The organism is Murinocardiopsis flavida, assembly GCF_003014485.1.
Classification (GTDB): Bacteria; Actinomycetota; Actinomycetes; order Streptosporangiales; family Streptosporangiaceae; genus Murinocardiopsis; species Murinocardiopsis flavida.
In genome coordinates, this window is the sequence record NZ_PYGA01000005.1 from 15,784 (window position 1) to 31,115 (window position 15,332).

Here is a 15,332-nt window from a genome sequence, read left to right on the forward strand (position 1 = left end):
CCTGGGAGCCTAGCCCTCCGGGGTGAAGCGGGGGAAGGCCGAAGCGCCGGCGTACACGGCGGCGTCGTCGAGCTCCTCCTCGATGCGCAGCAGCTGGTTGTACTTGGCGACCCGCTCGCTGCGCGCGGGGGCGCCCGTCTTGATCTGCCCGGCGTTGGTGGCGACCGCGATGTCGGCGATGGTGGTGTCCTCGGTCTCGCCCGACCGGTGGCTGATCATGGCGGTGTAGCCGCTGCGCTGGGCGAGGCCGACGGCGTCGAGGGTCTCGGTGAGCGTGCCGATCTGGTTGACCTTGACCAGCAGCGAGTTGGCCGCGCCCTCGCTGATGCCGCGCTGGAGCCGCTCGGGGTTGGTGACGAACAGGTCGTCGCCGACGAGCTGCACGCGGGCGCCCACCGACGCGGTGAGCCGCTGCCAGCCGGCCCAGTCCTCTTCGTCGAGCGGGTCCTCGATGGACACCAGCGGGTAGTCGTCGAGCAGGCCGGTGTAGTAGGCGGCCATCTCCTCGGAGGTGCGGGTCGTGCCCTCGAACTGGTAGCCGCCGTCCTTGTAGAACTCGCTGGCGGCGACGTCGAGCGCGAGCGCGATGTCGCGGCCGGGCTCGTAGCCGGCCTTCCGCACGGCCTCCAGGATGAGGTCGAGCGCCGCGCGGTTGCTCTCCAGGTTCGGCGCGAAGCCGCCTTCGTCGCCCACGCCCGTGGCGAGCTTGTGCGCCTTCAGCACGGACTTCAGCGCGTGGTACACCTCGGCGCCCCAGCGGACCGCCTCGCGGAAGGTCGGCGCGCCGATGGGCGCGATCATGAACTCCTGGATGTCGACGTTGGTGTCGGCGTGCGCGCCGCCGTTGAGGATGTTCATCATCGGCACGGGCAGGACGTGCGCGTTCGGACCGCCGATGTAGCGGAACAGCGGGAGGTCGGCGGCCTCGGCGGCGGCCTTGGTGACGGCAAGGGACGCGCCGAGGATCGTGTTGGCACCGATCCGCGACTTGGTGGGGGTGCCGTCCAGGTCGATGAGGGCGCGGTCGATGAGCCGCTGCTCCTCGGGCCCGTAGCCGAGGAGTTCGTCGGCGACCTCGTCGTTGACGAACGCGACGGCCTTCTCGACGCCCTTGCCGAGGTAGCGGTCGCCGCCGTCGCGCAGCTCCACGGCCTCGAACTGCCCGGTCGACGCGCCGCTGGGGACCGCCGCGCGCGCGGTGGTCCCGTCGTCGAGCAGGACCTCGACCTCGACTGTCGGGTTACCGCGGGAGTCGAGAATCTCCCGCGCCTGCACTGCCTCGATCGACGACAACGTAGTACTCCTAAGTTCCTCGCGTCTGTTCGCGGCCCGCGCGCCCGCGCCGACCGCGTTCGGCGCACGTGGCGGCGCCGGGTGGCCGACATGCGGTCTTCCCCGCTCCGCGGACCATGGCAGAGCCTACCGACCGGCCCTTGCGGCGTCTCTCCCCTACCCGGGATCCGGTGCGGTCCGCGCGCGCTGTCGGCGGCGTTTCGGCCGCGCACCGGCGGCGCGGGCGGGGCGCGGCGCGGGCCCGGCGCGGCGTGTCGCCGCCACCCCCCGCTCCAATTTCCCACTTTTCGAGTAGGAAATCCGGTGAGGGCATTGGCAGCCACCGCGCGATCACCTACTATTCCCATCTAAGCAGTAGAAATTATGGGAAGGCAGCAGCGCCTCATGCAGACCCTGATCCTCCTCGCCGTCGCCGGGCTCCTCGCCCAGCTGGTCGACGGCAGCCTCGGCATGGCCTACGGCGTCACGCTGACAACACTGCTGCTGGTCATCGGCACCAACCCGGCGGCGGCCTCGGCGACCGTGCACCTCGCGGAGATCGGCACCACCCTCGCGTCCGGCATCTCCCACTGGAAACTCGGCAACGTCGACTGGAAGGTGGTCCGCCGGATCGCCATCCCCGGTGCCATCGGCTCCTTCGCCGGGGCGACCTTCCTGAGCCGGCTCTCCACCGAGGCCGCCGAACCGGTGATGTCGGGCCTGCTCCTGGCGCTCGGCATCTACATCCTCGTCCGCTTCACCGCGTGGGGCACCCCCCGCGGCAACCTCGGCAAGCCGCTGCGCAAGCGGTTCCTCACGCCGGTCGGCCTGTTCGGCGGCTTCGTCGACGCCACCGGCGGCGGCGGGTGGGGGCCCGTGGGCACGCCCGCCCTGCTCGCCAGTGGGCGCATCGAACCGCGCAAGGTGATCGGCTCCATCGACACCAGCGAGTTCATCGTCGCGGTCGCCGCGAGCCTGGGCTTCCTCTACGGCCTCGGCCACGAGAACATCAACTTCGCGTGGGTCGGCGTCCTGCTGCTCGGCGGGGTGATCGCCGCGCCGATCGCCGCCTGGATCGTCCGGCACGTGCCGCCGCGGGTCCTCGGCTCGCTCGTCGGCGGCGTCATCGTCTTCACCAACATGCGCACCATCCTGCGCAGCGAGTGGATCGACGCCTCCGGCGGCGCACAGACCGCCGCCTACATCGCCCTCGCCCTGGTCTGGATCGGGGCCGTCGCCTGGTCGGTGCGCGCGCACCTGGCGGACCGCCGCCTGGAGCGCGAACTCGCCGCCGGCACACCCCCCGACGCCGAGGAGCCCGTCGAAGCCAGGGAGTGATCCCGGCGACCCGTATCCTGGCGGTCCGCGGCCACATCCGGCCGCGGACCGCTGCTGTTCGGGGGCGTTCGGCGGCCGGTCGCCGTACCGCGCGAGCCGTCGGGCCCGAATGGAGTAGCAGCGCGCCGTTCGGTCAGATACGGGGGTGAGTCGCGGATATTGGAGGGCGATGACCACCCCGGAGCCGCCCAGACGGCGCAACACCGAACTCGGCCTGCTCGTCGCGGCCCTGTTCGTGCTGGTGGTCGGCGCCGCTGCCGCCGGGCTGGAGTCGAAGGGGTCGGTGCCGCCGGCATTGGCGGCCATCGTGGTGGTCCTCGGCACTCTGGCGTTCGCGGCGCACGGCGTCCTGCGCCGCGCCGCCCCGTGGGCCGACCCGCTCATCCTGCCGGTCGCGGTCCTGCTGAACGGGATCGGGCTGACCGTGATCTGGGCCCTGCACCAGAACAACGGCGGCAACGGGTCCCCGCTCAAGCAGCTCCTCTGGTCGGCCCTCGGGATCCTCGCCGCCGTCGCCGTTCTGGCGGCCGTCCGCGATCCGCGGCGCCTCCAGCGCTACCCCTACCTCATGGCGGTCGCCGCGATCGTGCTGATCGCCATCCCCATCGCGCCGGTGATCGGCCTGGAGATCTACGGGGCGCGGCGCTGGATCGGGATCGGCGGGCTCACGGTCCAGCCCTCGGAGTTCGCCAAGATCACCGGCGTCGTCTTCCTCGCCTCCTACCTGGTGAACAAGCGCGAAGTGCTGTCGGTGGCCGTGCGCAGGGTGACGATCGGCCGGGTGAAGGTCTTCAGCATCCCGCGGCTCCGCGACACCGGGCCGGTCGTCTCGGCCTGGCTCGCCGCGATCCTGCTGCTGGTCGGCACCAAGGACCTGGGCACGTCGCTGCTGCTGTTCGCCCTGTTCCTGTCGATGCTCTACGTCGCGACCCAGCGCAAGTCGTGGGTGGCGATCGGCCTCGTCCTGTTCGCCATCGGCGCGACCATCGCCTCGACCGTCTTCTGGCACGTCCGGCAGCGGGTCGACATCTGGCTCGCGCCGTTCGACCCCGAGGTGTACCGCTCCCCCGACGGCAGCCACCAGGTCGTCCAGGGCCTGTTCGCGCTCGCCGACGGCGGCATCACCGGCACCGGCTTCGTCGAGGGGCGCTCCGCCCGGATCTTCGCCGCCGACAGCGACTACATCCTGGTCTCCATCGGGGAGAAGCTCGGCCTCGCCGGGCTCAGCGCCGTGGTCGTCCTGCTGGCCCTGCTGGTCGAACGGGGCTACCGGGTGGCGCTCGCGTCGCGCGATCCCGCCGTCAAGATGATGGCGTCGGGGTTCGCGTTCCTGCTGGCCTTCCAGACCTTCGTCGTGCTGGGCGGTGTGACCCGGCTGATCCCGCTGACCGGCATGACCACCCCGCTGCTGTCGGCCGGCGGGTCGGCGCTGCTGTCGAACTGGATCATCGTCGGGCTGTGGCTGCGGATGAGCGACACCGCGCGGCGCCCCGCGCGCCCGACCCTCCAGAGCGAGGGCCTGACCCAGGAGATCGCGCTGCGGTGACGCGCCGGGACGCGCCCTGCGGAGCCGGGCGGGGGCCGGTCGAGGGCCGGGCGGCGACCCGGCGCGGGTCAGCCGCCGAGGGCGCGGCAGGAGGCGTCGATGGCGGCGGCGCGGTACCGCTCGACCGGGATGCCGGGCAGCATCACCGCGCTGTCCTGCAAGCCGCCGAGCGCGACCAGCACCCGCGCCTGCTCCTCGGGGCTCGGGTCGGGCCCGGTGAGCAGCGCGACGACGCGGGTCCGCCAGTCCAGGAGCAGGGGCACGACCCCGGTGCGCCCGAGCGCGGCGAAGTCGTTGACCACGGCCTGGAACAGCGGCCGGTGCCGGTGGAAGAGGTCGAAGGTCTCCTCGATCACGGTGCGCGCCGGGGTGCCCGCCGCCTCGACCCGGCTCAGCATGGCCGCCATGTCGTCGGTCAGGGGCAGCACCAACTCGGCGAGCAGGTCGTTCTTCGACGGGAAGTGGTAGTACAGGGCCGCCTTGGTGATGCCCAGCCGCTCGGCGATCTCGCGCAGGCTGGTGGACTCGAACCCGTTCTGCGCGAAGAGTTCCAGCGCCACCGAGCGGATCCGCTCGCGGGTGTCGGTCCGTGCCATCTGCGCTCCCACCTGTGGCCCTGCCGCGCCCATCGGTCGGACATCGCGGTCCGGGGCGAGCGTATCCGACCTTACCTACTTGACGGCAGGCAAGTGCGTTGCTTACCGTGCGGCAAGTAAGTCCATATCCACGGGACCCCTCGGGACACGCCATGAGCAGCAGACCGCCCACCGTCCTCGTCTCCGGCGCCAGCATCGCCGGCCCCGCACTCGCCTACTGGCTCGGCCGCCACGGCTACGCCGTCACCGTTGTGGAGCGCAGCCCCGCCCTGCGGCCCGGCGGCTACGCCATCGACGTCCGCGGCGCGGCCCTCGACGTCGCCCAGCGCATGGGCGTGCGCGAGCAGATCCGGGAACAGCGCACCCGCCAACAGGGCATGACCGTCGTCCACGGCCGCAGGGACCGCCGCATCGACATCACCGGGCCGACATTCGACCAGGCGCCCGCCGCCTCGCCCGGCATCGAGATCATGCGCGACGACCTGTGCGCCACGCTGTACCAGGCGGCGGCCGACAACACCGAGTACCTCTTCGACGACACCATCACAGCCATCGACCAGGGGCCCGACGGCGCGAAGGTGACCTTCGAGAACGCGGCGCCGCGCACTTTCGACATCGTCGTCGGCGCCGACGGCCTGCACTCCGCCACCCGGTCGCTCGCGTTCGGCCCCGAGCACCGCTACCGCCGCGACCTCGGCGCCTACGTCGCCATCTTCACGACCGACAACTACCGCGGCCTCGACCACTGGGCGGAGATCCGCAACACCCCCGGCCGCCTCATGGGCATGTACGCGGCGCGCGGCAACACCACGGCCATGGGCCTGTTCCTGTTCCGCGCCGAGGAGTCCCTCGGCCACGACCACCGCGACGAGGACCAGCAGAAGCGCATCCTCGAAGCGGTCTTCGCCGGCGCGGGCTGGGAGGCACCGGAGCTGCTGCGGCGCATGCGCACGGCCGAGGACTTCTACTTCGACACCGTCTCCCAGATCCGCATGGACCGCTGGACCGCCGGCCGCGTGGCGCTGGTCGGCGACGCCGGGTACGGCCCCTCCCCGATGTCGGGGCAGGGCACCAGCCTCGCCATCGTCGGCGCCTACGTCCTCGCCGGAGAGCTCAAGGCGGCGGGCGGCGACCACACCGCCGCGTTCCCCCGCTACGAGGCGCGGATGCGCGGCTTCGTGCGCGCCAACCAGGACATCGCGGGCGACGGGCTGAAGGTCCTCGCCCCGCGCACCCCCGCCGGCGTGTGGCTGCGCAACCAGGCCTTCCGCGCCGCGCCCATCGCCGCGCGGTTCGGCGGGCTGATCGACAAGGTCCACAGCGCGGCCAACGCGATCGACCTGCCCGCCTACTGAGCGGCGGCGCTCAGTCCCAGTACCCCCGCCACTGCTCCGGGGTGAGGGAACGGGGGTCGTGCCCGTCGGCCCGCGCCTTGGACTCGGCGGCGCGCACCCGGGCGTCGAACCGGCGGGCGGCGGCGCGGAGGTCCATCTCCGGGTCGGCGTCGCCGCGGCGCCCGGCGTCGACGGCGGCGAACAGCGCGCCGCCGTCCCCGCCGTCGTCGCCGATGAGCTCGGCCGGCAGCCCGTTGCGCACCGCCCGCTTCTGCAACTCGTAGGCGAGCAGGGCGGCCGGCTGGCCGAACGGCACCCCTTCCAGGACCGACGCGTCGGCCTCGCCCTTCGCGGCCCGCTCGGCGGCCTTGATCGTCTCCCAGTTGGCGCGCACGTCGTCGGCGCCGTCGACCGGCGTGCCGGCGAAGACGTGCGGGTGGCGGCGGGTGAGCTTGCCGATGATGGCGTCGGCGACGTCGTCGACCGTGAACCCGTCGGCGCCGCGGTCCTGGGCGACCCTGGCGTGGAAGACCACCTGCAACAGGACGTCGCCCAGTTCGTCGCGGAGCAGCGCGAGGTCGCCGCCCTCGATGGTCTCCAGCGTCTCGTACGCCTCCTCGATGAGGTACTTCGCCAGCGACTCGTGGGTCTGGGCTGCGTCCCACGGGCAGTCGCGGCGCAGCGTGTCCATGACCTCCACCAGGTCGAGCAGGCGGTGTCCGGGGCGGGGCTCGCTCATGTGTCCCTCCGTGGTGCTGCGGGCAGCCGGCCGTCCGCGCGCAGGGCCGCCACGACCGCGGCGACCGAGTCGGACTCGGCCACCCCGGTGGTGTCGATCACCAGGTCGGCGTCTTCCGGGGCCTCGTAGGGGTCGGATATCCCGGTGAACTCCGGGATCTCGCCCGCTCGGGCCTTGGCGTACAGGCCCTTGCGGTCGCGCTCCTCGCACACCTCCAACGGGGTGGCGACGTGCACGAGGAAGAAGTCGCCGGTCGCCTCGGCCATGGCGCGGACCTCGGCGCGCGTCGCCGCGTACGGCGCGATGGGCGCGCACACCGCCACCCCGCCGTGCCGGGCGACCTCCGCGGCGACGTAGCCGATACGCCGGATGTTGAGGTCGCGGTCGGCGCGCGAGAAGGTCAGCCCCGCCGAGAGCAGCCGCCGCACGACGTCGCCGTCGAGCAGGGTGACCGTGCGGCCGGCCGCGCCGACCTGCTCGGCGACGCCGCGCGCGACGGTGGACTTGCCCGACCCCGACAGGCCGGTGAAGAACAGGGTGAGGCCGCGGCGGGACCGCGGCGGCCGGGCCCGGGCGAGTTCGGCGGCGACCTCGCGGGGGCTGAACCACTCCGGCAGCGGCTCGCCGCGGTCGAGCATCGCCGCGGTCGCCGCGTCGTCGGGCTCGGCCCTGCGGCGCGCCGGTTCGATCTCCGCCGCCGGCGCCCACGCGCCCGTGCCGGTGTCGAGCGCCCACACCGGCTGGCGCAGGACCGGGATCGGCGCGCCGCCGACCGGCGGGCGCTCCTCCCCCGGCCCGGCGGCGACCAGCAGGCGGTCGGCGCCGTACGCAGCCGCGACGTGCGCCGCCAGGGCGTCGCGGCGGTCGGCCGGGACGGGGGCGCCCGCGGTGCCGCCGGGCAGCGTGAGGACGACCAGGTGGGCGGGCACGGGCAGGGCCGCCAGTGCGGCGGCGACGGCCGGGGCCGCGCCCTCGCTGTCGGCGGGCGTGTCGACCAGGACGAGCAGCTCCGCGGCCCCGGCCGCCCGGACGGCCGCCCGGATCTGGGCGAGCGCGCGGTGGTGCAGCGGGCGGCCGGTGAGGACGGCGAGCAGCGGCCCGCCGGCGGTCCCCGCCTCGGCCCGGCGCGTGCGGATCTCGGCGGGTGCGGACCGCAGCCGGCGCAGCGCACCGTAGCGGGGCGCCGCCTGCGGGCGGAGCGTCCCGGCGAGGTGGTCGCGGCCCTCGGCCCGCCAGCCCCCGGTCGCGTCGAGCACCGCGAGCGGGGCGCCTTCGGGGTCGGTGAGCAGCAGCGACGCGGCCCCCGCAGCGGACTCCGGCACCGGCAGGACCACCGGCACGGGCCACGGGGTCCCGTCGGGGAGCACGCCGCGCTCGCGCACCGAAGCCGCCTCGGCCGCGGTCATGAAGCCCTGGATCGGCAGCGCACCGCTGCGGATCAGCTCCAGGAACGCCATGGCCTCCGGCCCGGGTGTGAGGGCCGGCGGATGGCCTGACATAGCGGTTCCTCCCTGGTCGCCGGGCGCTCGGCTGCGGACCCAGGGTATTGGCCGCCGCCCCGCGCCGCCGCGCCGCGGGTCCCGGACCCCGCGGCCGTCGCCCCGCTGATCCTGTGGAACGGGGCCGTTGGCTCAGGTGGAGTTTCGGCTTCTCGGGGTCGGTCCGTCTGCGGGGCGGCCTTGTCGCAGTGCCGCACAGCGGTGTCTGCGGGAAGAGCGGCACCAACGGCGGTGGGTCGGCCCTGGCGGGAACGCGTCGGGGGCGCGGTGGAAAAAAGCGGCACCAAGGGCGGCGGTGGGGTCCGGTCGGCGGTCGTCCGCGCGGTGCCACCGCGTCGCGTTCACCCCGGCGACCGGCCTCCGTGAAGTATTCTCCACTTCGGGCGTGGAGTGGAGAATACTTCACGGAGGCTTCCGGAAAAGCCGACAGTCCACCCGAAACGGGATGACCACCCACCCCGGCCACCCGCCGCCGTCGGCGCTGCTCGTCCCCACCGCACACCCGCACGCGGCGCTGCGGCAAGGCCGCCCGGCAGACGGGCCGCACCTCGACCGCGAGGCCCGTTGCCGCCGGATCCCCGCGGGACGCGGGTCCTTCCCTCCGGACGCGCGGACGGGCGGCTACAGCGGGGGCATGAAGCCGGGCCGTCCGCCGGAGGCGCGGGGCTCCCCCCCGTCGGAGGGCGACCCCGCATCGGGGCCCGCGTCCGGCGGGACGTCCGGCGGCGGGCCCGGCCACGGGTCCCGGTCCGGGGGCACTCCGCCGTCCGGCGGCGGGTACCCGGGCTGCGCCGTCCCGTACTGCGGCCCGTACTGCGGCCCGTGGTACGGCGCGTGCGCCGGCGGCCGCGCCCAGGTGCCGGCCGGGTCGCCGGGAACGGGCTGCTGCGCGACGGCCCACATGGGGTCGTACGGGTACTGCGGCGCGCCCGCGGGCCCCACCGCGGCGGGCTCCGGCGGCCCGAATCCCTCAGGCACCGTGCGTCGGACGCCCTTGCGCCGGGCCAACCACACCACCAGCCCGATGAACAGGCCCAACTGCGGCACCGACACGGCGAGCTGGATCCAGTCGCCCGAGCCGGTGGCGACGTCGGCGTCCAGCGCCGAGCCGTCGGCGCTGCCCAGCGCGAACAGCAGGGTGTTGTTGAGCACGTGCAGGGCGATGGCGGCCTCCAGCCCGCCCGTGTACCAGGTGAGCCATGCCGCGACCAGCCCGAACAGGGCGACGTCGGCCAGCGCCCAGGAGTCGTAGGCGTGCAGCGAGGCGAACACCAGGCCGCTCACGAGGATCGCGAGGATCGGGGTCCGCAGGAACCGGTTCAGCAGGGAACCGCCGTTGCGCTCTCCCGCAGCGGCACCGTAGGACCCGACGAGCTGCATGAGGAAGCCCCGCAGCGCGTACTCCTCGGCCGAGGACTGCAACGGGACCACGACGATCAGCACCGCGAGGGTGGTCAGGAAGTACGACCAGCCGACGAACTCGCCGAACAACGGCTCTTCGGGGGTGAGCACGGTTTGCAGCACGCTCAGCACGCCGATCGCAAGGCCGACGCACACCGCGGCGACCACGGCGCACAGCAGCAGCCAGCGCCAGCGCAGGTGCCCCTCGACCGAGGACAGCGTGCCCACCCTGCGGCGCAGCAGCAGCCAGGTGGCGAGCATCGCGCACGGGGTCATGATCGCGATGCTGAGGAGGTTCAGCGAGGTGTCGGCGAGGGGTTCGCCGATGATCCGGGTGCCCGTGGTCTCCAGGCCGAGCACGGCGTTGGCGACGATCCCGGCCAGCACCAGCACGACGCCGCCCAGGACGAAGCAGAACGCCCCGAGGAGCAGGGCGAGCGGCGGCCGCCACCAGCGGCGGCGCTCGGTGCGGTCCAGCCGGTGGAACGGCGTCCCCGCGGGCGCGCGACCCAGGCCCGGTGCCGGATACGGGTACGGGGGCGGCCACGGCGGCGGGGCCTGCCCGGGGGGCGGCTGGCCGTACTCCGCCCATTGCGGTGGCGGAGGACCCTGGTGCGGCCAGTGCGCATTGTTCATGGGTCCAACGATCGCAGGGTCGATGCCAAATGCGCATCAAAGCCCCCCTCGTTCCACCCGGAGCCCCCGCAATGCGGCCACAACCGGCCGCCGCGGCGCGCACCGCCGCCCGCGTCGGCGGCGGTGCGCGCCGCGGTGTGTGCGTCTCCGCGGGGCCGCCGACGGCGGCCGAAACGTGTGGCCGGGGTGGGTCGGACGCGCTACGGTTCGCCGCATGCCGCAACGAGACGATGCAGGACCGCGGGCCGTCACAGCGGACGACGTCGCCCTCGCCGTACGGCTCGCGGTCGAGACCCTCGGCCGGGCGCCCGCAGCGGCGTGGGACCGCAAGGCTGGGCCGCTGGAGTGGGACTGCCGGGAGACCGCCGAGCACCTCGTCGACGACCTCTTCGCGTACGCCGTCCAGCTGGGCCCGCGGACTCCCCCGTTGGACGCCGAGGTCCCGTTCCACTGGGAGAGCCGCCGCCCGGGCGGGCCCGAGAACGCCGTCCACGCCGACCGCGCCGCCGGGCCCGCTGGGCTGCTCCAGACGCTGGAGGCGAGCGGCGCGCTGCTCGTCGCCATGGTGCGCACGACCCCGCCGGAGGTCCGCGCCCACCACAGCTTCGGGGTGTCCGACCCGGCGGGTTTCGCCGCCATGGGGGTCGTGGAGACCCTGGTCCACACCGGTGACCTCGCGGAGGGCCTCGGCCTGGACTGGGCGCCGCCCGCCGACCTGTGCGCCCGCGTCCTCACCCGGCTGTTCCCCGATGTTGCATCCGACAACGGATCCGACCCCGACGCCGCATCCGGCACCGGCCCCTGGCCGACCCTGCTGTGGGCCACCGGGCGCGCCGAACTCCCGGGGCGGCCGCGCCGCACCCGTTGGCGCTGGCACAGCGCGCCACTGGGCTGACGCCCGGGCGGCCGCGGCCGCCCAGGGACGGGGGCGGGGGCGGGCCGTCCGTGCGGCGGCGGGAAGCCAGCGGCCGGTCCGTGTGTTGGTGGTGGTGTCCACTGCTGCGAACGCAGTGCCCGAAGGGCATCCGCGCCGCGGCCGGCGCAACCCGACCCCAAAGCCGCCGATCCGGATGCCGCCGAGGTCCGGCGCCGCGTAGTCTGGTGGGTGGGGATATCACCGGCCGTCCCGCACTTCACGCGCTGCCGCACCGCCGCTTCCACTCTCACACGCCCCAACTTGGTGACATGAGCCTTTCTGGACTTCTCGCCGTCGTCGCCGACGATCCGGCACTCGCTAACGCGATCGAAACCGCCCGAGGCGGCAACGACCCCCGCCTCGACTTCGTCGCGCCCACGGCCCTGCGGCCGTTCCTTGTCGCCGCGACGGCGGCCGAGGCTCCAGTGGGCGCCGACCGCCCCGTTCTGGCCATCACCGCGACCGAGCGCGAGGCCGCCGACCTCACCGAGGCACTGAGCTGCCTGCTCCCCGAGGACTCCGTCGCGCTGTTCCCCGCGTGGGAGACCCTGCCGCACGAGCGCCTGTCGCCGCGCTCCGACACCGTCGGCCAGCGCCTCGCCGTCCTGCGACGGCTCACCCACCCCGATCCCGCAGACCCGCTCACCACCCCGCTGCGCGTGGTCGTGGCGCCCGTGCGCAGCGTGCTCCAGCCGCTCGTCGCGGGCCTCGGCGACCTCGCCCCGGTCCGCATCCGCCCCGGCGACGAAGCCTCCCTCGACGACGTCGTGGCGTCGCTGGTCAACGGCGGCTACGCGCGGGTCGACCTGGTCGAGAAGCGCGGCGACCTCGCCGTGCGCGGCGGCATCCTCGACGTCTTCCCGCCGACCGAGGAGCACCCCCTCCGCTTGGAGTTCTGGGGCGACGAAGTCGACGAGATCCGCTACTTCCAGGTCGCCGACCAGCGGTCCATCGACAAGGGGTCGGCCAACACCGCCGGCTCCGCAGCGGCCGACGGCCTGTTCGCCCCGCCCTGCCGCGAACTGCTGCTCACCCCCGCGGTCCGCGAGCGGGCGCGCGCGCTCGCCGAGCAGCACCCCTCGCTGGCCGACCTCCTCGGCAAGCTGGCCGACGGCATCACCGTCGAAGGCATGGAGGCGTTCGCGCCCGTCCTCGCCGAGGACATGGAGCTGCTGTTCGACCACCTGCCCAAGGGCGCGCACATCATCGGCTGCGACCCCGAGCGCATCCGCGCCCGCGCCCAGGAGCTCGCGGCGACCAGCCAGGAGTTCCTCGACGCCTCCTGGATCAACGCCGCGTCCGGCGGCGAGGCGCCCATCGACCTCGGCGCGTCCGCCTACAAGTCCATCGCCGAAGTCCGCTCCGACGCCGACCGCCTCGGCCTGCCCTGGTGGAGCATCACCCCCTTCGACGCCGGGGTCGACGAGGACGACGACTCCGTCCTCATCGGGGCGAGCGCCGCCGACGAGTACCGGGGCGACACCGAGCGCGCCATCGCCGACGTCAAGTCGTGGCTGCACGACGAATGGCGGGTCGTGCTGCTGACCCAGGGCCACGGCCCGGCCGAGCGGCTGGTCGCCATGCTGCGCGACGCCGGGCTCGGCGGGCGGCTGGCCGAGGACATCCCCACCGCGCCCCCGACCGCCGTCGCCACCGTGTCGACCGGGCTTATCGAGCACGGTTTCGTCTGGCGCGCGGTGCGCACCGTCGTCCTCACCGAGACCGACCTCGCCGGGCAGAAGTCCTCCACCAAGGACATGCGGAAGATGCCCAGCCGCAGACGCGGCGCCATCGACCCGCTCCAGTTGAAGTCCGGCGACTACGTCGTCCACGAGCAGCACGGTGTCGGCCGCTACATCGAGATGGTGAGCCGCAGCATCCAGGGCGCCACCCGCGAGTACCTGGTCATCGAGTACGCGGCGTCGAAGCGCGGGCAGCCGGGCGACCGCCTGTTCGTGCCCACCGACCAGCTCGACGAGGTCACCCGCTACGTCGGCGGCGAGGCGCCCTCGCTGTCCAAGATGGGCGGCGCCGAGTGGACCAAGACCAAGAACCGCGCCCGCAAGATCGTCCGCGAGATCGCCGGCGACCTCATCCGGCTGTACTCCGCGCGGCAGGCGTCGCCCGGCCACGCCTACGCCCCCGACTCCCCGTGGCAGCGGGAGCTGGAGGACGCGTTCCCCTACGTCGAGACCCCCGATCAGCTCGCCGCCATCGACGAGGTGAAGTCCGACATGGAGAAGCCGGTGCCGATGGACCGGCTCATCTGCGGCGACGTCGGCTACGGCAAGACCGAGGTGGCGGTGCGCGCCGCGTTCAAGGCGGTGCAGGACGGCAAGCAGGTGGCGGTGCTGGTGCCCACCACGCTGCTGGTGCAGCAGCACCTGTCGACGTTCAGCGAGCGCTACGCCGCCTTCCCGGTGTCGGTGAAGCCGCTGTCGCGGTTCCAGACCGACGCCGAGGTCGAGGCCACCCGCGAGGGGATGCGCCGCGGCGAGGTCGACATCGTCATCGGCACCCACCGGCTGCTGTCGACCGAGACCAAGTTCAAGAACCTCGGCCTGGTGATCATCGACGAGGAGCAGCGGTTCGGGGTCGAGCACAAGGAGTCGTTGAAGCGGCTGCGCACGCAGGTCGACGTCCTCGCGATGTCGGCGACCCCGATCCCGCGCACGCTGGAGATGGGCCTCACCGGCATCCGCGAGATGACCACCATCCTCACCCCGCCCGAGGAGCGCCACCCCGTCCTGACCTTCGTCGGCCCCTACGACGAGAAGCAGATCACCGCCGCCATCAGGCGCGAGATGATGCGCGAGGGCCAGGTGTTCTTCGTGCACAACCGGGTCGCGTCGATCGAGCGGGTGGCGGCGTCGATCAGCCGCCTGGTGCCCGAGGCGCGGGTCGCCTACGCCCACGGCCAGATGAACGAGCAGCAGCTCGAAAAGGTCATGGTCGACTTCTGGGAGAAGAACTTCGACGTCCTGGTGTCGACCACCATCGTGGAGTCGGGGCTCGACGTCCCCAACGCCAACACGCTGATCGTCGACCGCGCCGACACCTACGGCCTGTCGCAGCTGCACCAGTTGCGCGGCCGGGTGGGGCGCGGGCGCGAACGCGCCTACGCCTACTTCCTGTACCCGCCGGAGAAGCCGCTCAGCGAGACCGCGCACGAGCGCCTGGCGACCGTCGCCCAGCACACCGAGACCGGCGCCGGCATGTACGTCGCGATGAAGGACCTGGAGATCCGCGGCGCGGGCAACATCCTGGGGGCCGAGCAGTCCGGGAGCATCGCCGGGGTCGGGTTCGACCTCTACGTCCGCATGGTCGGCGAGGCGGTGCGCGAGCTGCGGGGCGGCGAGGGCGGCGAGCCCGAGACCGAGACAAAGGTCGAGCTGCCCATCGACGCCCACATCCCGCACGACTACGTCCCCGGCGAGCGGCTGCGGCTCGAGGCGTACCGCCGCATCGCCGGTGTCACGGGCGACGCCGATATCGCGGCGGTGCGCGAGGAGCTCGCCGACCGCTACGGCGAGCCCCCGCAGCCGGTCGACAACCTGCTCGCCGTCGCCCGGTTCCGGGTGCTCGCCAAGAGCGCGGGGCTGACCGACGTCGTCCTCCAGGGCGCCCAGATCAAGTTCGCGCCGGTGGAGCTGCGCGAGTCGCAGCAGCTCCGGGTGCGGCGGATGTACCCGAAGTCCATCCTGAAGGAGACCGCGAAGACCCTGCTGGTGCCCGCGCCGAAGGCCGGCGGGCTGGGCGGCCGGCCGCTGCGCGACCTCGAACTGCTGACCTGGGCCGCCGAATTGGTCGAGGCGGTGTTCGAACCCGGCAAGGCGAAGGCCGTCCCGAAGGACTGACCCCGGTGGCGCCGTTCCCCGCCGGGCCGCCGTGCCCGGCGGGGAACGGCGTTTCGGGGTGCGCCGCGCGCCACGCCCGAGCGGCGGGAAAGGGTTTCCCTCGTAACGCCCAACATCCGGGCCGAAATTCATGGTTCCGGTAAAACTTCCGGACGACAAGATCGATTACGGTTAGTGTTTTAGAACTTACGCTTTGTG

10 protein-coding genes are annotated in these 15,332 nt (G+C 73.5%); 5 read left to right on the top strand and 5 right to left on the bottom strand.

Features of this window, described 5'->3' with window-relative positions:
- Nucleotides 1-9: 9 nt before the first annotated feature.
- Complete coding sequence (gene eno, locus CLV63_RS08765) at nucleotides 10-1,293, bottom strand: phosphopyruvate hydratase (protein ID WP_106582448.1); 1,284 nt, start codon at nucleotides 1,291-1,293, stop codon at nucleotides 10-12.
- Nucleotides 1,294-1,677: 384 nt separating this feature from the next.
- Here eno and CLV63_RS08770 point away from each other — a divergent pair, with 384 nt between their 5' ends.
- Together CLV63_RS08770 and CLV63_RS08775 are read left to right on the top strand one after the other, a co-directional pair.
- Nucleotides 1,678-2,610 (top strand): sulfite exporter TauE/SafE family protein, encoded by a 933-nt coding sequence (locus CLV63_RS08770; RefSeq protein ID WP_106582449.1) that lies wholly within the window; start codon nucleotides 1,678-1,680, stop codon nucleotides 2,608-2,610.
- A 169-nt stretch (nucleotides 2,611-2,779) separates the two neighbouring features.
- Entirely contained in the window at nucleotides 2,780-4,156 is a 1,377-nt protein-coding gene (locus CLV63_RS08775; protein WP_106582450.1) for an FtsW/RodA/SpoVE family cell cycle protein, read from the top strand.
- A gap of 68 nt (nucleotides 4,157-4,224) precedes the next feature.
- Here the strand turns inward: CLV63_RS08775 and CLV63_RS08780 are convergent, their stop codons facing one another.
- On the bottom strand, nucleotides 4,225-4,752 hold the full coding sequence (locus CLV63_RS08780; protein ID WP_106582451.1) for a TetR/AcrR family transcriptional regulator: 528 nt from the start codon (nucleotides 4,750-4,752) through the stop codon (nucleotides 4,225-4,227).
- A gap of 152 nt (nucleotides 4,753-4,904) precedes the next feature.
- On the opposite strand from CLV63_RS08780, the gene CLV63_RS08785 reads away from it, so the two are divergent.
- Complete coding sequence (locus CLV63_RS08785; protein ID WP_106582452.1) at nucleotides 4,905-6,107, top strand: FAD-dependent monooxygenase; 1,203 nt, start codon at nucleotides 4,905-4,907, stop codon at nucleotides 6,105-6,107.
- Nucleotides 6,108-6,117: 10 nt separating this feature from the next.
- Here CLV63_RS08785 and CLV63_RS08790 read toward each other — a convergent pair whose 3' ends face one another.
- From CLV63_RS08790 to CLV63_RS08800, 3 genes are all read right to left on the bottom strand, one after another.
- The gene (locus tag CLV63_RS08790; protein ID WP_106582453.1) at nucleotides 6,118-6,825 is read right to left on the bottom strand and encodes a MazG family protein; all 708 of its coding nucleotides are present in this window, start codon (nucleotides 6,823-6,825) and stop codon (nucleotides 6,118-6,120) included.
- On the bottom strand, nucleotides 6,822-8,324 hold the full coding sequence (gene cysC, locus CLV63_RS08795) for an adenylyl-sulfate kinase (RefSeq protein WP_106582454.1): 1,503 nt from the start codon (nucleotides 8,322-8,324) through the stop codon (nucleotides 6,822-6,824). Before cysC ends, CLV63_RS08790 begins: the two co-directional genes overlap by 4 nt.
- 621 nt (nucleotides 8,325-8,945) lie before the next feature.
- Nucleotides 8,946-10,361: a CPBP family glutamic-type intramembrane protease gene (locus CLV63_RS08800; RefSeq protein WP_106582455.1), complete on the bottom strand. Its 1,416-nt coding sequence runs from the start codon at nucleotides 10,359-10,361 to the stop codon at nucleotides 8,946-8,948.
- 214 nt (nucleotides 10,362-10,575) lie between these two features.
- Between CLV63_RS08800 and CLV63_RS08805 the strand changes: the two genes are divergently transcribed.
- Both CLV63_RS08805 and mfd read left to right on the top strand, forming a co-directional pair.
- A complete protein-coding gene (locus CLV63_RS08805) occupies nucleotides 10,576-11,256 on the top strand; it encodes a maleylpyruvate isomerase N-terminal domain-containing protein (protein WP_106582456.1) in 681 nt (226 codons plus the stop codon).
- 290 nt (nucleotides 11,257-11,546) lie between these two features.
- Nucleotides 11,547-15,134 (top strand): transcription-repair coupling factor, encoded by a 3,588-nt coding sequence (gene mfd / locus CLV63_RS08810; RefSeq protein WP_106582457.1) that lies wholly within the window; start codon nucleotides 11,547-11,549, stop codon nucleotides 15,132-15,134.
- Nucleotides 15,135-15,332 lie beyond the last annotated feature (198 nt).